This is a genomic window from Oceanobacillus sp. B139/18 (assembly GCF_055524595.1).
Map to the genome: position 1 here is coordinate 64654 of NZ_JBVFXI010000009.1, position 19433 is coordinate 84086.

The following is a 19433-nucleotide window of genomic DNA, read 5'->3' on the forward strand; positions in this document are numbered from 1 at the left end:
CGATGTTTCTTGATAATCTATAAGTATAAATAATTCTGCATTCTGAAAGGAAGGGATATAATGTTTGATTTAACTCGTAGAATCGCTATGGTTACTGGTGGAGCAAATGGGATTGGTAAAGGAATTGTGAAGACGTTAGCAAAAGCTGGAGCAACCGTTATGATCTGTGACATCGATGAAGAAGCAGGGAAGAAAGTGGCTGCAGAAGTGAGTGGTGAATTTCATAAATTAGACGTGACGGACAAAAATAATGCGGAACGGGTTGTTCAGGATATTTTAAAAAAACATGAAAGAATCGATATTCTGGCTGCAAATACAGGGATCTACCCGGATGTATCCATTGCAGACATGACAGAAGAAGATTGGGATAAAATTCAAAGCATTAACTTGAAAGGAATGTTCTTCACTGCCAAACCGGTATTAGAAGCGATGAAGAAGCAAAATTACGGCCGGGTCATCCTGACATCATCAATCACGGGTGATATTACCGGATATCCGGGCGGTTCGATCTATGGGGCAACCAAAGCAGGGATTCTTGGATTTATGCGTAATGCGGCTTTGGAGTATGCACCATATGGCGTTACGGTTAATGCGGTTCAACCTGGAATGATTGCTACTGAAACCTTGAAAAAGGAACTGGGTGTGTTAAGTGAAAAAGGCGCGGAAGCTGTCCCAATGAAACGATTAGGAGACCCAGAAGACATCGGAACAACAGTTTCTTTCTTTGCATCAGAAGAAGCAAAATATATTACCGGTCAGTCACTTGTTATAGATGGCGGACAGATTTTGCCTGAAACACCAGATGTTATTTTATGATAGAAAGACGTCGCGGGATTCGGAAATGATACAATCTTCCTGCAAAAGATGCTTTCTTCCATACGTCATTTACAGAACATGGCGTTGACAGGATTTTTATGAAGGTTCGAAAACAATCAACGATTCAAAAAAACTAAATAGCTTGTTATCTCATACCTCCCAAGTAATTGTGACAGTTATAAGCTGCATCAAATAAATGAAAAAGAACCCGTTTCTATTAAGGTTAAAAGCGCCAGCAAATAACCAATAGAAAGGGTTCTAATAATGGCTGCTTTACCGCAAATCACACTTGATTTTAATCATAAAATAAAACTATCTCTTGATGGAGGCGAATTATCCTCTGATACTGGTGAAATGATTTTCCGTGAATTGGATGAAAAAATCGGATTCTCTGCGGCCTTGGCAGAATAATATTTACAGCTTACCAATGAACGGCGCTGCTACATGTATGCGAATGAAGATTTACTTCGTCAGAAAATCTATCAAATCATCGTTGGATATGCAGAAGAGGATGCAGCAGATGTCCTGATGCACCATCCGGTATTTACGCAAATCATGGGAAAAGATGCACTTGCTTCTCAGCCAAGCTTGTCTCGTTTTTGAATTGCTTTGACTTGCATTCAAATACCTCTTTACTATAGCTTCAGTTGGAGTGATTGTAAAAAGAAACTTTTTATTCCTTGGAAGACCAAGGGATAGATCTGTCCAAAAACGGTTGTTTTTTCTTGTAAATACTATTTACCTCCAGCTTCCTACGATATTTTAGCTTTTTTCGCTTAAAATAGAAATCATAAACTACAAATTTTCGTTTGTATCTCTAATCTACAGGTATGAATAATTCGGGGTTATAATGTAAGTGACCTTTTTTTCTCTTTTTTAATCTTCTTTATCACAGAGAATCGTCCGTAAAAGAAACTTTATTTAGGCGGAAGTTCAGGTGAGCTAACTCCCTGAATCACTTAGGGCTAATGCAGTGGGAGTATGAAGGAAACAGATTAAGTTAGCGACGTTCTAGGGTTGTGGGACTGTGGTTATTCGTCCGATTGTAAAGAGTTGTACATCGAAAAACTCCCACTGAGTAAAGTTTCGTTTTATCATTTTTGGTATTTTTTCGTTGATTTTATTTCTTTCTCAGTCGGGGAAGAGCCTTTTATAACATCATAATATCTATCAGCTCCTAAACCGCCTTCGTCAATCATTTCGGAGATTTCTTGAGTCCGCATTTCTTTTCTTTTGTCTATCTTTTTCTTTGCTTTGTCATAATTGGTCATCTTTCATCCCTCCCTTTACTTAAAATCTACATGCTATCTTTAGGGCTGTCAAGGTAATAGTATCGAAAAATCAAAAAAATCAGTTATTTAATTTTATCTGCCTGTATTATACTCATAACAAGTTGAAAAAAGATAGAAAAGCCTGTCTCCTTCGTATTTCAAATAAAGAATTAGGCTTAAGTTCTTCAACAATAACCTCCGATAATTGAAAGACCATTAAATTAACCTTACTGGATGAGATACAATTTTTGTTCACCAAGGAGTTTTGGGAAGCATAAATAAATAGACACAGGAAGTATTATAAGCTAAAAAATTCAAGCGTGCGCATCAAGTATACAATCCATTCTCTCAACAAAAAGGCCGAAGCTAACATGCTTCGGCCTTTTTGTTGAGAGGAGATAATGAAGCAACAGTCACTCCATTTCATTATCTTCTCCAGTGGGAAGTAACCTGTATTCCCAATGGGTTCTACATTCATGTAATTTATACTTTCCTTCTATTTCATCTTTTGACATATATCCGCATTGCTGATTCGTATTAAAAACATCCTGCACTTCATCATCTGAGGCTCTGTAGTGGCTCAAATCTGAATAAACCATAATCCATGCCTGATCAACACTTTCTTCATATCCGGATTTCAAATCATATATAAGTACACCTTGAGTCCCTTCATCCTTCACCACTCTGATTTCACTTTCATTATCCTGTCCATTTTCTCCCGCAGTCTCCATAAACGCTTCAAGGATATCTTTATTTTTCAACTCATTATTTTTGTATACAACATCATCTTCATTGGGAACATATTCTTCCAAAGGCTCTTCCTGGCTCTGTTCCTCCGCTGATTCATCTTGGCTTTTTCCTTTCCAATCTGAAAAAGAATCGGTTTCTGTTTCTGGGTCGATAGGAGATGAATCTTGTGTACTTTCTTGTCCAGGTAAATTGTCATTTTCGTTTTGCATCACATCATTATCTGATGACAGGCGATTGGACTCCGCATCCGAATCCTCTGTTACATTTCCACAAGCAGTCAATATAACAAATACAAATGCTAACATGCCCATTAAAAATTTAGTATTATTTTTCATTTAAAAACTTCCTTTCTCCGATAATACAGCTTTACAAAAGAGTGAATTGGCGCATGTTAATTGATAGTTTAATAACGTGTCAGCAAGGATGAACATTGCTCTCTAATACTAAATATTAACACAGGCATTCCAATTATGAAAAATCGGGAGGGATGAGTGCAGAAGGATTCCTTGCCCCTTTATCAGGCATGAATTGCTGATTTGCATAGAGTACAAGTGGTTAGTTTGTTATTTTCTACGTATTCATCATCCTTTCTCTTGCGCTATCGAACACGGACAAAAATACAAAAGCACAAATAGCCGGTGAAGTTTGAACTGGTCAGACAACACAATGCCTTATGGTAACACCATTCAATTTGTGATTTAATAGAATCTAAGAAATAATCCAAATGAATATAAGTAAAGAGAGATGATTGTTAGTGGGATTTTCATTTTTAATGTTTTCATTAATCGGTATTTTAATTGGTGTGCTATCAAGCATGTTTGGTTTTGGAGGCGGAATCGTCGTAGTACCAATCTTATTTGCATTTTTACCCGATTCCATTCCAAGCGAGTATTTAATGCATACTGCGATTGGTACATCATTAGCGGTTATGATTATAAATTCATTTAATTCAACATATAACCATGCCAAAAAAGGCAATGTGACATGGTCTGTCTTTAAACGATTAGCAGGATATATTGCAATAGGTTCTTTAATAGGCGGCGTGCTTGCAGTCTACATTGAGAGCGATTTTCTCAGGTATGCATTTATCGGCCTATTAATTTATGTCTTGATTTCGAACATGCTAAAAAAATCGTTCACAAGAGAAATCGAAGAACAAGCATTTCGTCTGCCTAAGCAGCGTTCCGCTTCTTTTATCGGGATAGGCATTGGATTTCTTTCCACTCTATTAGGTATTGGCGGAAGCACAATGACCATTCCTTATCTCAGAAATAGAGGGATGCGCATGATACATGCTGTAGCTTTGGCTACTCCATTAGGTCTGCCGATTGCTATCGTAGGAGCTTTCGCTTATTTAGTTACAGGATTGAAGATAGATGCGATGCCTTCATCAACGATAGGATTCATATACATACCTGCGCTTATTGGATTTACCCTCGGCGGATTTATTGGAGTGCCTATCGGCAGATCCTGGGCTCAAAAATTATCTGATAAACTCTTTTCCAAAATCTATTTAGTTCTTCTGTTTATTGTAGTTATCATGATGATTATAAGTTGATTGTTTGCCAATCGTGATAAATGGAATAACCAAAAAGCGAATAGTATTCAAACACCTCTTAGATTATTTTTTGTTTGGCAGCTCAGAGAGAAACCATTTCCAGTTTTGCCAAATCTATTTAAAAAGCACGCTTGCTTATTCTAATTACGAATGGAGAAGCGTGCCTTTTGTTCCTCAGAAAATAGTAAGGAAAAAATTCAAAGTTTAACCCTTATATTTATTTCATATTTCTTTTGGAATATGACAATAGTTATTTGGGCGCCTGCTTAATCTCTCTTGAAGTTCCTCAGCGCTTCTTACGTAATTTGTATGCGGCAAGACTTCAACCACCATACGATTATAATCATTTCTATTCTAATTAAAATCCTTGTCCACTAAGGGGTTACCTTCCTGATCCACCATAACAGTCAGCCCTGCTCCATAGCCTTCTTGATGCAGCATATACAAAACACCATTCTCATTATCACGAATAATCTTCGTATTCTTCATTTTCCCTTGAGAATAAACTTCTTCAAAACGATTGTTTGTCATTTTCAGCACTCCTCCTTCTAAAAATAAATAACCACATTGTTAAATAGAAACTAATTAACAATCATTCCTTTCTTCATTTTTTTAACCATTCCAGAAATTCATTCACGTTGTTTAGCAGCAGGTCTGGTTGAACACGAAATTCTAACGTTTGATAATTTGGCAGCCATTGTACTCCGATTGTATTTACGTCTGCTTGTTTACCGGCCTGAATATCCGCATCGCTATCCCCTAAAAATACAGCCTCCGTGTTTTTTATGTGCAGCTTTACCAATGCCTTGTTTAATCCCTCTGGATGAGGCTTGGGCATCGTAACATCATCACCTGTTATGATTACATCAAACAAATCATTCATTTGAAGACAATCTAAAGATATAATCAGACTTCTTCTTGCTTTCCCTGTTACAATCCCTAATTGATATCCTTCTTTTTTTAAAAACCGGAGCAAATCATTTATTTCCTCATTTTCAACAACAAGCTCTCGATGCTTTTCATTATATTTTTCATAATATAATTCAATTGCTTTATCCTGATTAGAGTCCAGCAGATTTTCTTTGATGATTCCTGTTTCAGAAGGACCGAACATCGCCTTTACTTCATCGGAGGTGACCTCCTTATTGTCAAATTCCTTAAACACAGCTTGAAACGCATAGAAACAAACCGGTAATGTATCAGCAAGCGTCCCGTCAAAATCAAAAATAATTGCTTTCATCATTCCACACCCTTTATCATCCTATTTGTATTCTAAGTTCTCTAAAAAACGCCTCGTCCCTATTTAGCGTACCATCCAACGGAGACCGAAAACCATATTTAAGTCCTTTCCCTTATTTATATTTACTTAACATTTCTTCTGGAATATGGCAATAATCATTCGGACATCTATCCAGCCTGTCTTGATGCTCCGCTGCACTTCTCACATAGTTGGTAAGAGGCAAGACTTCAACCACGATTCGGTCATAATCATTTCTATTCTCAAGAAACGTTTTCGCCTCTTTTAAATGCTCCGGATTTTCACTATATACTCCTGTTCTATATTTCTCGCCAATATCCTGCCCCTGTTTATTTAAACTGTATGGATCAATGATTTCAAAAAAATATCCCATTAATTCTCTAATTGTTACAACCTCCGGATCAAAGCCTGTTTTTACACACTCGGCATACCCATCATAGTCCCCCTCAAGTGTGTAACTTGTTCCATTCGCTCTTCCCGCTTCTGTAAACGTAACTCCAGGTAATGTTTTTATAAAAGCTTGTACTCCCCATAGGCATCCGCCTGCAATATATACTACTTCCATTTTGATTCTCCTTTTGTTTAAACACCAAGAATTTCACACCTATCGAATCAGGCAATTTTTCCTGACAAGATATCGTGTTATCCCTCTCTGCATAATGCCGAAACATCTTCCCAGCCATAAGCTACATCCTCTACCAGCATTCCTCCGACTTCATTTTTCCTGCGAAGATACGCCTTGGCTCCCATACGTTCGTAGAAACCAAGCCCGGATCTATTTTGTTCCATCACCCATACCATCATCGAATTCATGCCTTGTTCTGTGAAATGCTTAGCAATGGCTGAAACCAGCTGCTTTCCTGTCCCTAATCCTCTACTCTCTTGCAATAAATAAAGCGCGTATAGCTCTCCGTCAAATTTGTCGCTATCCAAACCTTTTCCTGCTGCAAAGCCTATTGTTTTTCCATCTTCATTAACTGCTATATAAATAAAAGGATTATTTTCACTACTTAAAAATGACATCCATTTTTGCTCTGCTTTCCTGTATGTTAAACTTTCCAAATAATTACCCGGTACGAAACCTTTATATGTAGTTTTCCAGCCATCAACGTAAACTTTAGCTATGGACTTTATATCTTCTTTACTTGCTTTTCTAATCTGCAACAAATTCACTCCTTGTATTACATCGCCTTTATGTAGAACTAATTTAATCGTTAAATTAAGAACAATCATTCACACACACAAATATATATCATTTATTTCTATAAAAAGTATGCTTGCAAACTATTGAACTAATTTTAGCAATCAGAACCTCTTTTCACAAGTTGATAAATATTGATAATTATAATGCTTTTATTATAAAGTGAAGCTTTATTCATGTTCCCTCCCCTTGTATCCTGCTCCTGTTGATTTTAATTTTATGAAATGCCCCCCATAGTGTTTCAAAATAAAAAGGAAGGGTATATCAAAACTATAATGTTTTCTATCTACATATAAGCGTAAAAGTGACCGGATTAAAGAAAGCGTTCTCAATAAATTATAATACGAGTCATTACAACCATTCTAAATATTATTTTATACATTATCTTAGCACTATCTATTACACTTTTAAAATAAATCTTATAATTTAAAACATTTCCTCACGTCCCCTTGTATTTCTTGCTCAAACATATTATAATTAAATTGTGATATACTTCACATTCTTTTTTCTAAATAAGAAAGGAGCAATAAAATGAAAAAATTTCTAAGTATTCTAGGAACAAATTCGGATTATTCTACGAATCGTATTTTACTGCAATTTATTCAAAAACATTTTGCAGATCAAGCTGACATTGAAATTTTCGAAATTAAACATTTACCTGCTTTTAATAAGCCGGAAGACAAGACAGCACCTCAGGAAGTACAAAAACTTGCGGATAAAATCAGAGAAGCAGATGGCGTGATTATCAGTTCACCGGAATATAACCATTCCGTACCAGCCATTTTAAAAAGCACGTTAGAATGGTTATCTTATACAAATCAAGCATTAATTGATAAGCCTGTTATGCTGACTGGAGCTTCCTATGGAAGATTAGGATCTTCCCGTGCACAAAGTCATTTGCGGCAAATGCTGGATGCACCTGAATTGAAAGCACGCATTATGCCAAGTTCTGAATTTTTGATCGGTTATTCGTTACAGGCTTTTGATGATAATGGCACGTTAAAAGACCAACAAAAAATAGAAGAACTTGAACAAATTTTTAATGATTTTATACATTTTGTGGATATCACCAATCAATTAGTCAACGCAAATGAAACGCACCAGAAACAAGCAGCAAACTTCTCGTGGGAGACCAATTAATTACTAGGGGGTATATTGATGAAACTTGTTGGAATCGTAGGATCAAATGCTGAATTTTCTTATAATCGCATATTATTAAACTTTATCGCAAAAAATTTCAAGAAATTAGTTGATGTGGAAGTACTGGATATTAAAGATGTCCCAATGTTTAACCAATCAGATGATCAAACCAATAGTGAAGTGATTCAAAATTTAAATAATAAAATTATGCAGGCAGATGGCGTGATTATTGCTACACCGGAATATAACCACTCTATTCCATCCGCATTACAGAGTGTCTTAGAATGGTTATCGTTTAAAATACATCCGCTTGATGAAAAACCGGTGATGATTGTGGGAGCTTCTTATGATGTCCAGGGATCTTCACGGTCTCAGTTACATTTGCGGCAAATATTAGATGCACCTGGAGTAAATGCTATCGTTATGCCAGGTAATGAATTTCTATTAGGGGAAGTCTATGATGCATTTGATGAAGACGAAAACCTGAAAGATGCGCAGACAGCTCAATTCTTAGAAACGTGTATCAAGAAATTTATCCGTTTTATCAATGTGGTCAAGGTTATCCATGCACCTGAAGGAATGCAGGATGTATCCGATACAGAGGATTTATATGCTACCGGAGCAATTGATACGACAGTGGAAGGCATCGATATGTCCGCCGATGACTGGCTTGAACAGGCTGCTGAAGCAACACAGGCCGTGGAAGGCAATACGTATGTTAAATTAAATCGCGGGCTTTTAACAGTCAATCAGCTCAATCATTTCTTGAATTCCATGCCTGCCGAATTGACTTATGCAGATAGCAATAACCAATTCTTATACTATAACCACAACATGGAAAAAGAAGATATGCTGGCAGGACGCAGACCGGAACAAGTGGGAAGTCCATTAGCAGAATGTCACCCGGAAAGAGTATTTAGCGGCGTTTCCTGGGTCATTCAGCAATTACGTACCGGAAAACAGGATGTCGTAAGGACGCAGGTTCCTACTCATGGACCAGATAAATTTGTTGTCCACAGCTATCAGGCGGTACGTGATGATGAGGATAATTATATTGGCATCAACGAATATGTCCAAGATATACAGCCAATCATTGATTGGTATTTAGAGCAAACTGGCCAGCAATTAACCGGAGGCGGTGTCGATGCGGTATCCGGAGCGACTTCAAAAGTAGATACCGTAGCTGGAGCAACGGTTAAAAGCTAAAGATTGTTCATGGAAAAGAGGTCAACACGGCCTCTTTTTCAAGTGCTGTCTCAAACCTTTATTTGATTTATAGACGATGCTGCAGAATGATTCTTCATGAAAACCGAAGCTATTTTCTGACAGGTATCCTTTCGTCTATTCAACGTATCTTAATGCAAAAGGGTGACAAGTATGACAATGCAAACACGTGAAATACATAGGATGGGGACAATTATCCAATTATCTGTTCAGCATGACTATGCAGATTTTATTTTGGATGAATTGATTCTTCGATTAACAGAATACGAGAAACGTTTTAGTGCGCACGATGCAAGCTCAGAGCTGATGGAAGTGAACCAAAATGCAGGGATAAGACCGGTAAAGGTTAATCCGAGCTTGTACCAATTGATCAAAATCGGAAAGAAACACAGCACTCCGGCAGACAGTGCGTTAAACATTACCATCGGCCCCCTTGTTCAAGCTTGGCGCATTGGATTTGAAGATGCGAATGTTCCCTCGCCGAAAACCATTGCATCCTTGCTCAGCAAAACAAACGCTGAAAACATTATTCTTAATGAGGAAGAACAAACCGTATTTTTAAAACACACGGGGATGTTTATTGATTTAGGCGCCCTGGCAAAAGGATTTATTGCCGACCTTCTGATTCAGGATTTGGAATCGATGGACGTATCGGAAGCCCTGATTAATTTAGGTGGAAATGTCATCACTCATGGAAATTCCCCAAATCAAGCGGATGGCTACTGGCGCATCGGCATTCAACACCCGCTCCTGCCGCGCGGGAAGTATATCGCTGTGTTAAACGCTCTAAATCAATCTGTGGTTACCTCTGGCATTTACGAAAGAAATTTCACGAAGGTTAACCGGACATACCACCATATTTTGGACCCTCGCACCGGCTATCCGATTGAATCAGAAATTGCCGGATTAACCATTGTATCCAAAAAATCAGTCGATGGCGAAATATGGACAAGCCGTTTATTCGGAAAGTCTCCCCGCCAAATTATTGATGCGCTGGATGCGTTAGAGGATATAGAAGGCATTGTTGTTACAATGGATGGGGAGATGTGTTATACCGAATCTCTTAAGCCGTATATTAGTGAAGCTGTTTCCTAATATTTTTGATCGAGTAAGGAACCTGTTAAGTTCTCTCGACCAGATACATCAGCTCAACCTTCATGCAAATACGAAACCACGCTAGCTTATTCCAATTTTAAAATAAGCTAGCGTGGCTTTTATCTGCCAAAAGATTGCAACCCATCTATTTTACAAAACGCTTATAAATAAATATAAACAATAAGATAATAATAGAACAGCCGAAGATTCCTGCGGCCAGCATCCCAAGCCCCATGCCATACCAAGCATTAGCTGCTGCGGCTACCACAAAACTCGCAGCAAATGTCAGGATGCCAAGCGAAAAACTAATGATAGAAGGCAGATAGGCTTTACCAGCATAATGCAGAAGGTAAACACTCAGCAGACTCATCAGTAATATATACAGAATGGCAACCGTTAAGCTGTTTACCGCACGATCCAGCATTTGTATTAATCGATTATCTTCTTCTGATTGAGGTGCATCCAGTTCAACTGCTTCGATATCATGTGTTGCTGTATCTATTGTCATCAATCGATATTCAGCTGGTTCCGCTGACCAGTTTGTATTCTCCAGAAAAGCGATTTTATTGTCGTCATGAAAAAATACTGGTGAGGTTACCGCTGTTTTCAAATATGTTAATCTCTCTACTTCCTGTGTTTCTAAATCCATTAAAAATAATTCATACTTGAAAAGAGAAATTTCTTGCGATTCCTCAGATACCTCCGTAAATGCCAGCTGTTCTCCGTCTGGCGACAACTGTGGTTCATTAAATGATCGTGCGTTCGCTGTATCTTTAGGAACAACAGACGGAGTCTCATTTACTGCGCTGTCTTCCAAGGAGTAGGAATAGACTTGTTCCTTCTCTCCGTCAAACTCACTAAATTGAACTACCCCCACTTACCAACCTTCAAGGTTGCTTAAAGTGGGAGATCCCTAAGAACACCAACCCATTGGTCAGTTATGGATTAGGCTATCCCCGCAGTCCCTGCGGTTATTCGTAATGCTTCCTTACGAAGATTCCTGCTTGCGTTAATATCTCTTTGATGATGGCATTGACAGCTATCACATGTCCATGCACGCAAATCGAGATTTTTAACGTCTGGGTTTTGGTGTCCGCAATTGGAACACAGCTGGCTGGATGGATAGTTTTTCGCAACTACAACAACCTGCTTTCCATACCAGGCCGCTTTATATTCCAGCATCGTTTGGAACGCTGACCAGGATACATCGCTAATTGATTTTGCAAGATTGCGATTTTTTAACATGTTTTACACAGATAAATCTTCTATTCCGATGATATCGTGGTTATTGACTATCTCGGTGGAGATTTTATCTAACATGTCTTTTCTTTTATTCGCAATTTTTTCGTGAAGCCGGGCTACTTTTCGTTTTTGTTTCTGCCAATTCGCCGAGCCTACCTGTCTTCTGGACAGAATCACTTGCGCTTTTGCCAATTTCTCTTCTAATGTCCGGAAAAATCTTGGATTTTCATACACCGTCCCATCGGAAAGGGTTGCGAAATCGGTTAATCCGACATCGATGCCTACAGAGGAACCTGTTTTTTCATAGTGCTTAACATCCGTTTCCGCCACAATCGAAACAAAGTATTTTCCTGATGGGTTGCGCCGAATCGTTGCATTGATAATACGTCCTTCCACTTCCCGACTTTTGGCAAAACGAACCAATCCGAGCTTAGGCAGTTTGATATGTTTATCCAATACAGCAATGTTTCCATTGACATGTTTGGTTGTATACGACTGAACAGGATTCTTTTTTGATTTAAAACGAGGTGCCTTATTCTGCTTCTTATAATAACGTGTATAGGAATCGTTCACGTTTTCAACGGCTTTTTGAAGGGCGATGCTATCAACTTCTTTGAGGAAGGGATACGTTTTCTTCAATTCTGGAACCGCTTTGATTGCCTTATTTTTATTGAAAAATTCGCCCTTCCAATTATTTTGAAAAAGCTGTCCGTTTTGTACCATTTCATTCACCGTATGCCAATAGTGGTTTTTTTCTTTTTGTTTTCCTGTAAAATAGTTGTAAACAAAGCGGGAGCAGCCGATTGTCTTATGGATGAAAGTGATTTGGTTTTTATTCGGATAGATACGAAAACGAAATGCTTTTGTTATTTTCATAGCTTCTTACCTCCTCCTGTCTATTATATCAGAAGAAGACTCAATTAGGAACATTTGTTCTGTTTAGTTTTCAAACAATTTATACACCAAAAAGCATTCGCTTGTCGGCAGACGATTCTTCTCCCCCTTACCGCTTAGATTATACCCTCCGCGTGCTTGAAGAAGGAGTTTGACGGACAGTTTTCCGTGATAAAACCAATTAATCTTCTGTTCATATAAGTATTACTTATTTAATTGGATAACTTTTTGATATTTTCCTTATCTTTCCTTTTATGATACGATAAGATCATATTTAGAAAATAACAAAATCCAATGACGAAATATTAAGAATGAGGTTTGAAATGTTTATTTTTATTTTATTAGACGTGATATTTCCCATATTGATATTGACCCTGGTTGGTGCCCTTTTACAGAGAAAGTTTCAATTTAATCTGAAACAGATATCTACACTGATTACATATTGTTTAATGCCAGCTGCTGTATTTGTGAATATATATCATATCAATATAGAAATGGATATATTTTTCCAAATAATCTATTACATTATCCTTTATAGTTTGATTCTGATTATTGTAAGTCACATCATTGCCAAACTATTAAAATTAGATAGAGAAGAAAGCGCAGCTCTAAAAAATAGTATTTCGTTAATGAACTCTGGCAACTACGGTTTGCCAGTAAGCCAATTAGTTTTCAGCAGCAATCCTTTAGGGTTTTCGATTCAGGTTTTTATTCTTATTTTCCAGAATCTTTTAACATACTCTTATGGAATTTATAATTTATTATCAGCAACCAAATCAATCGGAGGGATTATTCAATCCTTTCTAAGATTGCCAGTATTCCACGCACTGCTATTAGGGATGCTGTTCCAAGGATTTTCCATTCCCATTCCTAATTCGATTATGATACCGCTTGATCAGCTTGCCGATGGTTTTGTGGCTATTGCCCTTTTATTACTGGGAGCACAATTATCTAATATTAAGCTGCATTTTTTCCATCGGGTCATTACATGGTCTTTGATTGGAAGACTGGTGATGGGGCCATCGTTAGCACTGGCTGTTATATACCTGCTGAATATTGATGGAGTCGTTGCACAATCCTTATTTATCGCAAGCTCTTTTCCGACTTCCAGGAATACATCAACGATTGCGATGGAGTATCAAATCAAGCCGGAATTGCACGCACAAATTGTTTTATTTTCAACACTTTTTAGTATTATTACGGTAACTGTCGTGATTTATTTGTCTTATGTTTTGTTTTAAATTATATGTAAACAGCATTGATATTGGATAATTTGAGAAGCCGTAATGGAAGCAGTTACGGCTTTTTAGTTTCTATATAAGGTTTTATTATTATCTAAACAATAATAAAGAAAGAGCATAGCAACATTGAATCGCCATACTCCATCTTATTACTTCTCCACACCCTGAAACGTATAAGGAACAGCCTTTTCCAACAGGCTTCGAATCCCCGTTTTATGATAAGGCATCCATTTATCTGCTTCATCTATACTCATCCATGCGGTATCCGCAATTGTTTCTGTATCTTGTATTAGAATTTCTCCACCAACAACCCTAGCCATAAACGTAAAAAAGATGGTATGGTGATTGAACCTTTCCATAAATGCTTCATTTACAGCAAGAATGTCTCCCGCTTCAATCGTTAAACCTGTTTCTTCACTCGCTTCACGGATAACTGCTTCAGTTAATGTTTCTCCAGCTTCCACTGCCCCGCCAGGCATCGACCAATTATCATGCTTTATATTCTGCACCATTAAAATCTTCTCTTCTGTCTCGTCTAAAATCAACGCATAGACCACATCTACTCTTTCCATCTTCATTATCCTCCTCTATTCCATCGCTTTTTCTAACAGTGAAACTGCGTATTCATCCATTCTCTCTATCATTACTTCCTCCGTAATATCCGTTTTCCCAAAGACTTCCCAGCCAGGATAAACTTCCGGCTGTCCTTCTAACACATCCATTAAGGAAACAATATCCCAATAAACATCATAGGAGAAATGACTCCCCATCTTCTCTTGATAAACTGCCAAAAAAGTATCTGCAGCTGCTACACCATAAAGCATGGCGAGGTTCCAGCGGCAATGTCCCACATCCACTCCAGTATGACCTAAGCAGCCATTGGCCCAATCCACCACACCGTTCACCTCAGCATCCTTCCAAAGTACATTGGCCGGGTGAAGATCGCGATGAATAAACACCGGTGTATAGCTCGGTTCTGGACGCAACACAACCTTTTTTAAAGCCTCCCATACTTCAAGCTTCCTTGACCAGATCGGAATTTCAATTTCATCTGCTTTTTGATAACGCTTATGCTTCCAGGGAAAATGATTTATTGTATTGTGGTGTATCTGAGCTAATGCTTCTGCAAGCTGATTCAACCATGCAGCTTGATTCGCCGGCAATATATCTACCTTGCCTTCCATTTTGCTCATTAAGAGAAGCGGTTTGCCAATTATTTCTCCTTCTGGATCAGCTGCAATATATTGCGGTGTTTCAATAGATAAAGATGCTGCTGCTTTTAGGCTGTCTGCTTCTTGTTTGATTTCTTTTGCTGTAAACTGGCTCTTTTCGTATTGCCGTAATACCAGTTCTTTCATTTCACCAGTCGGCAATTTAAGGTTTATTGCATACATCGCAGCTGTGGTGCTTCCTTTCAATGAATAAATATGCTGAATAGCTGTTTCCTTTGGAAAGTGAGAAACAATCCAGTTCTTTAATCTTTCAGGAAGTTGAACCATGGAATCTCTCCTTTTCTATTAAAAAATCCCCGCTACTTCCAAAAGCAAACGAGGATTTTTATTAATCATGATACATTATTTTCTCTGTCCATCTTCGCCTGTTCAACAGGAGATGGATCGAATTTGATAAAGAAATAAGCAATTAACGTACATAAAGACAGCACAGCAATCACGCCAAAGGCTACATTCACCCCGAAAATATCCGGACGGACAATGTTTTCACTGCCTTCTGTCATCGTAGCTGCAGATGTCATAATCGTTACAAGGATCGCAGTACCCACAGAAGCTGCCACCATACGCATCGTACCGTCTAATGCAGCACCGTGCGGAATAAGCTCTCTTGGCAGCTGGTTTAATGCCGCTGTCTGAATCGGCATCATAATCAGTGCAAATCCAAACATACGTACAGCGTACATTACAATTACAAAGGTAAAGGTCGTTTCAACATGAAGGAACATAAATGGAACGGTCGCTAACGTCACAATAATAAGTCCCGGCAGCACGATCCATTTCCCGCCAACCCGGTCAAAAATCCTGCCGATAATCGGTCCCATAATACCTGTAATCAAAGCACCCGGGAGCATCGACAGCCCAGCTTCAAATGCAGTGAAGTCCCGCATATTTTGCATATACAGCGGAATCAAGGTCTCTGATCCAATCAGTCCCATAAACGTAATTGAACCAATAAAGACACTGAATGGGAAGATAGCATACTTAAACACTCTAAATTCAAGCATTGGATATTTCAGTTTTAACTGGCGCAAAATAAATAGAATCAGAGAAAGAATACCGATAGCTAAAGTTACCAGTGTAATCGGTGCTGCCCAGCCAAAGTTTCCGGCATTGGTTACCCCATAAAGAATTCCGCCAAATCCAAAGGACGATAGAATTACAGAAAAGACATCAAACTTGGTCTTCTTCACTTCCGTTACATTACGTAAGGCAAAGAAAGCAATAATAATATCAATAATAGCGATTGGTAAAATAATATAAAACAGTACACGCCAGGAATAATGCTCTGTCACCCACCCTGAAATAACAGGTCCAATTGCCGGTGCAAAGGAAATCACCAAACCAATCAATCCCATCACGGATCCCCTTTTATTAATCGGGAAAATCAATAAAAACACAGTTGTCATTAATGGCAGCATCACACCGGCGCCAATGGATTGAATGACTCTGGACATAATTAAAAATTCAAAATTCGGCGCTAGTCCTCCAATTAATGTTCCCACAGCAAACACACTCATTGCCGTCAAAAAGAGCTGCCTCGTTGTAAAACGTTCAATTAAAAAAGCACTGACGGGGATCATGATCCCATTTACCAGCATAAATACCGTAGTCAGCCACTGTGCACTGTTCGGTGTCACACCCATTTCATTGATAATTGGCGGTATCGCTGTAATCATCAATGTCTGATTTAAAATAGAAATAAAAGACCCTGCCAGCAAAAGCGCCACAACGGTCGGTCGATGTATTTGATTCATCTATCTGTATCCCTTCTTGCAGTTAAATTTGTATTTTGATTCTCGAAATAATAAACAGCTTACTATAGATTAAAGGAAAAGCGAAAAAGATGCTAGCTTTTTTTCTTATCCTTTTTGTTAAGAAATGAAAAGTCATTTTTCCATATGTTACAATTTATATATATTACCTGCTGAGAGGAGTAATGTTAATGCCAACGTGCCAGCACTGTCACCGAAAATGGACGTGGAAACAAACCATGAAAGTAACCACTACCTTAGATACCGCATATAGTTGCCCTTATTGTGAGGAAAAGCAATATGCCACTAACAAATCAAGAATACAGTTTTCCTTTTTAATGATTATTCCTTTAGCTGCCCTTCTTCTAAACTTTTTTAATGTACCTTTTTGGTTTATTTTCAGCTGGCTGATTTTAGGAAGCATTATTGTTCTTAGCCTTTTCCCTGCTGTATTAAAACTGACAAGTACAGAGGAATTTTTCTTTTGACTTTATACACATTACGACATTTCAAGCTGAAGAAAATGAAATCACTATTAGAATCGACCAGACGTCTGCCCATCCATGCTTCCATATCAATATTTCAATTCCACCATAGTATCCTTCACAGGAAGAAATGATGAAATTTCTCCGTATAGCATGTTTTACTTACTCCAACTGAGGGTAAACCTCCCATAAGATCGTAATAAAGGAGTTGGGCAAGATGAAAACATTTAGTGTCGTACCGGATGCAAATGAAACAAGCTGGTATGTAAAACTGGAAGATGTCGCACCTGAAGAAGTATATGGTTCAAAAGATGATGCGCTTTCTGCTGCAGAGCAAATGGCGAAAGAGAATACACCAAGCAAGGTGGAAATCAGAGACAAGGACGACAACATCCAAGAAGAAAAACGATTCTAGGATTTTTTATGTTTTGACCGTAAAGCAACAAGTTTATTAAATCGATAAAGAAAGGAGAGGTAGACAATGGAAAAAAACAACAAGTTTGGATTACTAGTAGGAGCTGGAGCAATAGCTGGTATCTCCTTCATCCTGCTGAACCCGAAAACAAAAAGTAAAGTAAAAGATACTTCCATGAATGCGAAAGATTCTGTTGTGTCATATACTCAAAAAATTAAAGATGATCCAAATGGTACAAAACAATATTTAATAGAAAATGCGAAACAAACACTATCAAGTGCACAGCAAGCACTGGAGAAAGTACAAAACGTTTGGGCTAATGAAGGCCAGGAAATAAAAGAAACAGCTAAAAATATTGTTGAAGATACAAAAGAGCTTGGCGACCACGCAAAAGATGTACAAGAAGGGATAAAAGATGCCAAATCCAACATTGATGAAGCAAAAAACACTGCAGTGAAAACAGGAAAAAAGATGAAGAAAGATAGTAAATCGAATAGTTCCTCAAACAATACTGATCATCATGTATTAGACGAACCCATTAACAAAATGTAGAAAAGGAAGCGCTCGGAGCAGCGCTTCCTTTTCTACATTTACGTTAGATGGATGCTTTTATTAAAAATTGGTTAATCAGAAAAAATGTGTAGATGAGGAAACATTACTTTGTTTGAAGATAGGCTGGATTCCCTCAGCCTGCCTCCAAACATATTTATTTTCCCCAAACTTCCTCAGCAACTTCCCTTACTAAACGTAATTTAGCCCATTGCTGCTCTTCCGTCAGAATATTTCCTTCTTCTGTTGAAGCAAAACCGCATTGTGGACTGACACATAAACGCTCAATCGGCACATATTTCGAAGCTTCTTCAATACGCTCCTTGATTTGTGCTTTATCCTCCAGCTCTGGAAGCTTGGAAGAGAATAATCCCAATACGACAAGCTTATCGTCACTAACATTAACGAGAGATTCAAATCCGCCGGCACGTTCGGTATCAAACTCTAAATAATATGCTTTTACTTTTTCTTGCGCAAATAGAATTTTAGCAATGGTGTCATAAGCACCTGATGAAGCCCATGTAGAATGATAGTTTCCGCGACACACATGTGTTGTAATGATTAGATCCTCCGGATGGTTTTCAATCGCTTTATTATTTAAACTCACATAAAGTGTTCCGATATCTTCTACATTTGCTCCATCATGACGGCTTGCCCAATAATTTTCATCAACAAGCATTCCCCATGTGCAGTCATCTACTTGTAAGTTTCTGCACCCTGCTTCATATAAATCTTGGATAATGGTACGGTATGCAGCTGCAATATCTTCTGCCAATTCATTCTGATTCGGATAAAGCTGATTGGTTATTTCTACATTTTCCGGGCGTTGCAGCTCTGCTAAAAATTGTGCCGGAGCAGGAATGGTCTGTCTTGCCACGACTTCCTCATCGGCAAATTGCTGTATAAATTGGAAATGCTCAACAAACGGATGATTTTCTCCGCTGATTTTCCCAGTTAAACGGGCTGTTTCCGCACGTGTTTCTTCGCCTTGAAATTGGTAGCCCTTTTTAATATCCTGCTTCTCTACCCCCTGCAGTCCCCACATAAAGTCAAGATGCCACCAGGAACGGCGAAATTCTCCGTCTGTAATTGCTTTTAAGCCGACTTCTTTCTGCTTCTGAATTAAATCCTTGATTGCTTCATCTTCTACAGCTTTTAGATCCTGTGCCGAGATGCTTCCCTTTGCAAAAGCTTCACGGGCTTCCTTTAGTTTTTCCGGTCTTAGGAAGCTCCCCACATTATCAAATCGGAATGGTGTTTTTGCACGTACGCCATGTTTACTCGCTACTGTCATTACGAATCTCTCCTTCG

General features: G+C 38.3%; 20 protein-coding genes and 3 pseudogenes. 10 read left to right on the plus strand and 13 right to left on the minus strand.

What is annotated here, in order from left to right:
- Positions 1-60: 60 nt before the first annotated feature.
- Positions 61-816, plus strand: coding sequence for an SDR family NAD(P)-dependent oxidoreductase (locus ACZSMY_RS20490; RefSeq protein ID WP_193063971.1), 756 nt, complete (start codon positions 61-63; stop codon positions 814-816).
- Between the two features lie 264 nt (positions 817-1080).
- Positions 1081-1416, plus strand: a pseudogene (locus ACZSMY_RS20495) (transposase); the annotation flags it as partial.
- A 494-nt stretch (positions 1417-1910) separates the two neighbouring features.
- On the opposite strand, the gene ACZSMY_RS20500 reads toward ACZSMY_RS20495, so the two are convergent.
- Both ACZSMY_RS20500 and ACZSMY_RS20505 read right to left on the minus strand, forming a co-directional pair.
- Entirely contained in the window at positions 1911-2087 is a 177-nt protein-coding gene (locus ACZSMY_RS20500) for a hypothetical protein (RefSeq protein ID WP_175297036.1), read from the minus strand.
- 413 nt (positions 2088-2500) lie between these two features.
- On the minus strand, positions 2501-3172 hold the full coding sequence (locus tag ACZSMY_RS20505) for a hypothetical protein (protein WP_042532127.1): 672 nt from the start codon (positions 3170-3172) through the stop codon (positions 2501-2503).
- 437 nt (positions 3173-3609) lie between these two features.
- Between ACZSMY_RS20505 and ACZSMY_RS20510 the strand changes: the two genes are divergently transcribed.
- Positions 3610-4395 (plus strand): sulfite exporter TauE/SafE family protein, encoded by a 786-nt coding sequence (locus ACZSMY_RS20510; RefSeq protein ID WP_193063974.1) that lies wholly within the window; start codon positions 3610-3612, stop codon positions 4393-4395.
- Positions 4396-4617: 222 nt separating this feature from the next.
- Here the strand turns inward: ACZSMY_RS20510 and ACZSMY_RS20515 are convergent.
- From ACZSMY_RS20515 to ACZSMY_RS20535, 5 genes and pseudogenes are all read right to left on the minus strand, one after another.
- Positions 4618-4746, minus strand: a pseudogene (locus ACZSMY_RS20515) (peptide-methionine (S)-S-oxide reductase); the annotation flags it as partial.
- 3 nt (positions 4747-4749) lie between these two features.
- Positions 4750-4926 (minus strand): DUF6440 family protein, encoded by a 177-nt coding sequence (locus ACZSMY_RS20520; RefSeq protein ID WP_175297035.1) that lies wholly within the window; start codon positions 4924-4926, stop codon positions 4750-4752.
- Positions 4927-4999: 73 nt separating this feature from the next.
- Positions 5000-5638 carry an HAD family hydrolase gene (locus ACZSMY_RS20525; protein ID WP_042532123.1) on the minus strand — a complete coding sequence of 213 codons (639 nt, stop codon included), beginning with the start codon at positions 5636-5638 and terminating at the stop codon, positions 5000-5002.
- 109 nt (positions 5639-5747) lie between these two features.
- On the minus strand, positions 5748-6218 hold the full coding sequence (locus ACZSMY_RS20530; protein ID WP_212928613.1) for a peptide-methionine (S)-S-oxide reductase: 471 nt from the start codon (positions 6216-6218) through the stop codon (positions 5748-5750).
- A gap of 77 nt (positions 6219-6295) precedes the next feature.
- Entirely contained in the window at positions 6296-6886 is a 591-nt protein-coding gene (locus ACZSMY_RS20535; protein ID WP_256705731.1) for a GNAT family N-acetyltransferase, read from the minus strand.
- A gap of 499 nt (positions 6887-7385) precedes the next feature.
- On the opposite strand from ACZSMY_RS20535, the gene ACZSMY_RS20540 reads away from it, so the two are divergent.
- The 3 genes from ACZSMY_RS20540 to ACZSMY_RS20550 all read left to right on the plus strand — a co-directional run bounded on the left by ACZSMY_RS20540 (position 7386) and on the right by ACZSMY_RS20550 (position 10313).
- A complete protein-coding gene (locus ACZSMY_RS20540) occupies positions 7386-7994 on the plus strand; it encodes an NADPH-dependent FMN reductase (protein ID WP_042532119.1) in 609 nt (202 codons plus the stop codon).
- 18 nt (positions 7995-8012) lie between these two features.
- Positions 8013-9200 carry an NAD(P)H-dependent oxidoreductase gene (locus tag ACZSMY_RS20545; RefSeq protein ID WP_193063977.1) on the plus strand — a complete coding sequence of 396 codons (1188 nt, stop codon included), beginning with the start codon at positions 8013-8015 and terminating at the stop codon, positions 9198-9200.
- A gap of 171 nt (positions 9201-9371) precedes the next feature.
- Positions 9372-10313: an FAD:protein FMN transferase gene (locus ACZSMY_RS20550; protein ID WP_465148255.1), complete on the plus strand. Its 942-nt coding sequence runs from the start codon at positions 9372-9374 to the stop codon at positions 10311-10313.
- Between the two features lie 145 nt (positions 10314-10458).
- Here the strand turns inward: ACZSMY_RS20550 and ACZSMY_RS20555 are convergent, their stop codons facing one another.
- Both ACZSMY_RS20555 and tnpB read right to left on the minus strand, forming a co-directional pair.
- Positions 10459-11190: a TolB family protein gene (locus ACZSMY_RS20555; protein WP_465148256.1), complete on the minus strand. Its 732-nt coding sequence runs from the start codon at positions 11188-11190 to the stop codon at positions 10459-10461.
- Between the two features lie 68 nt (positions 11191-11258).
- Positions 11259-12431, minus strand: a pseudogene (gene tnpB / locus ACZSMY_RS20560) (IS200/IS605 family element RNA-guided endonuclease TnpB).
- A gap of 341 nt (positions 12432-12772) precedes the next feature.
- Here tnpB and ACZSMY_RS20565 point away from each other — a divergent pair.
- The gene (locus ACZSMY_RS20565; protein ID WP_193063980.1) at positions 12773-13690 is read left to right on the plus strand and encodes an AEC family transporter; all 918 of its coding nucleotides are present in this window, start codon (positions 12773-12775) and stop codon (positions 13688-13690) included.
- Between the two features lie 149 nt (positions 13691-13839).
- Here the strand turns inward: ACZSMY_RS20565 and ACZSMY_RS20570 are convergent, their stop codons facing one another.
- From ACZSMY_RS20570 to ACZSMY_RS20580, 3 genes are all read right to left on the minus strand, one after another.
- Entirely contained in the window at positions 13840-14262 is a 423-nt protein-coding gene (locus tag ACZSMY_RS20570; protein WP_256705728.1) for an NUDIX hydrolase, read from the minus strand.
- A gap of 15 nt (positions 14263-14277) precedes the next feature.
- Entirely contained in the window at positions 14278-15189 is a 912-nt protein-coding gene (locus tag ACZSMY_RS20575) for a phosphotransferase family protein (RefSeq protein WP_465148257.1), read from the minus strand.
- 65 nt (positions 15190-15254) lie between these two features.
- A complete protein-coding gene (locus ACZSMY_RS20580) occupies positions 15255-16676 on the minus strand; it encodes an MDR family MFS transporter (RefSeq protein ID WP_042532105.1) in 1422 nt (473 codons plus the stop codon).
- A 188-nt stretch (positions 16677-16864) separates the two neighbouring features.
- On the opposite strand from ACZSMY_RS20580, the gene ACZSMY_RS20585 reads away from it, so the two are divergent.
- From ACZSMY_RS20585 to ACZSMY_RS20595, 3 genes are all read left to right on the plus strand, one after another.
- Positions 16865-17161 (plus strand): TIGR04104 family putative zinc finger protein, encoded by a 297-nt coding sequence (locus tag ACZSMY_RS20585; RefSeq protein ID WP_042532103.1) that lies wholly within the window; start codon positions 16865-16867, stop codon positions 17159-17161.
- A 214-nt stretch (positions 17162-17375) separates the two neighbouring features.
- Positions 17376-17573 (plus strand): DUF2188 domain-containing protein, encoded by a 198-nt coding sequence (locus ACZSMY_RS20590; protein ID WP_042532101.1) that lies wholly within the window; start codon positions 17376-17378, stop codon positions 17571-17573.
- A gap of 66 nt (positions 17574-17639) precedes the next feature.
- On the plus strand, positions 17640-18125 hold the full coding sequence (locus tag ACZSMY_RS20595; protein WP_193063983.1) for a YtxH domain-containing protein: 486 nt from the start codon (positions 17640-17642) through the stop codon (positions 18123-18125).
- Between the two features lie 154 nt (positions 18126-18279).
- Here ACZSMY_RS20595 and ACZSMY_RS20600 read toward each other — a convergent pair whose 3' ends face one another.
- A complete protein-coding gene (locus ACZSMY_RS20600; protein ID WP_289584789.1) occupies positions 18280-19416 on the minus strand; it encodes a 5-methyltetrahydropteroyltriglutamate--homocysteine S-methyltransferase in 1137 nt (378 codons plus the stop codon).
- Positions 19417-19433 lie beyond the last annotated feature (17 nt).

Bases quoted from the DNA above. Each gene is read 5' to 3' on its own strand.
- ACZSMY_RS20590 (WP_042532101.1), top strand. From the start codon at position 17,376: ATGAAAACATTTAGTGTCGTACCGGATGCAAATGAAACAAGCTGGTAT.
- ACZSMY_RS20545 (WP_193063977.1), top strand. From the start codon at position 8,013: ATGAAACTTGTTGGAATCGTAGGATCAAATGCTGAATTTTCTTATAAT.
- ACZSMY_RS20510 (WP_193063974.1), top strand. From the start codon at position 3,610: ATGTTTTCATTAATCGGTATTTTAATTGGTGTGCTATCAAGCATGTTT.
- ACZSMY_RS20500 (WP_175297036.1), bottom strand. From the start codon at position 2,087: ATGACCAATTATGACAAAGCAAAGAAAAAGATAGACAAAAGAAAAGAA.
- ACZSMY_RS20580 (WP_042532105.1), bottom strand. From the start codon at position 16,676: ATGAATCAAATACATCGACCGACCGTTGTGGCGCTTTTGCTGGCAGGG.
- ACZSMY_RS20520 (WP_175297035.1), bottom strand. From the start codon at position 4,926: ATGACAAACAATCGTTTTGAAGAAGTTTATTCTCAAGGGAAAATGAAG.
- ACZSMY_RS20550 (WP_465148255.1), top strand. From the start codon at position 9,372: ATGACAATGCAAACACGTGAAATACATAGGATGGGGACAATTATCCAA.
- ACZSMY_RS20585 (WP_042532103.1), top strand. From the start codon at position 16,865: ATGCCAACGTGCCAGCACTGTCACCGAAAATGGACGTGGAAACAAACC.
- ACZSMY_RS20565 (WP_193063980.1), top strand. From the start codon at position 12,773: ATGTTTATTTTTATTTTATTAGACGTGATATTTCCCATATTGATATTG.
- ACZSMY_RS20490 (WP_193063971.1), top strand. From the start codon at position 61: ATGTTTGATTTAACTCGTAGAATCGCTATGGTTACTGGTGGAGCAAAT.
- ACZSMY_RS20505 (WP_042532127.1), bottom strand. From the start codon at position 3,172: ATGAAAAATAATACTAAATTTTTAATGGGCATGTTAGCATTTGTATTT.
- ACZSMY_RS20525 (WP_042532123.1), bottom strand. From the start codon at position 5,638: ATGATGAAAGCAATTATTTTTGATTTTGACGGGACGCTTGCTGATACA.
- ACZSMY_RS20535 (WP_256705731.1), bottom strand. From the start codon at position 6,886: ATGATTGTTCTTAATTTAACGATTAAATTAGTTCTACATAAAGGCGAT.
- ACZSMY_RS20595 (WP_193063983.1), top strand. From the start codon at position 17,640: ATGGAAAAAAACAACAAGTTTGGATTACTAGTAGGAGCTGGAGCAATA.
- ACZSMY_RS20570 (WP_256705728.1), bottom strand. From the start codon at position 14,262: ATGGAAAGAGTAGATGTGGTCTATGCGTTGATTTTAGACGAGACAGAA.
- ACZSMY_RS20530 (WP_212928613.1), bottom strand. From the start codon at position 6,218: ATGGAAGTAGTATATATTGCAGGCGGATGCCTATGGGGAGTACAAGCT.
- ACZSMY_RS20600 (WP_289584789.1), bottom strand. From the start codon at position 19,416: ATGACAGTAGCGAGTAAACATGGCGTACGTGCAAAAACACCATTCCGA.
- ACZSMY_RS20540 (WP_042532119.1), top strand. From the start codon at position 7,386: ATGAAAAAATTTCTAAGTATTCTAGGAACAAATTCGGATTATTCTACG.
- ACZSMY_RS20575 (WP_465148257.1), bottom strand. From the start codon at position 15,189: ATGGTTCAACTTCCTGAAAGATTAAAGAACTGGATTGTTTCTCACTTT.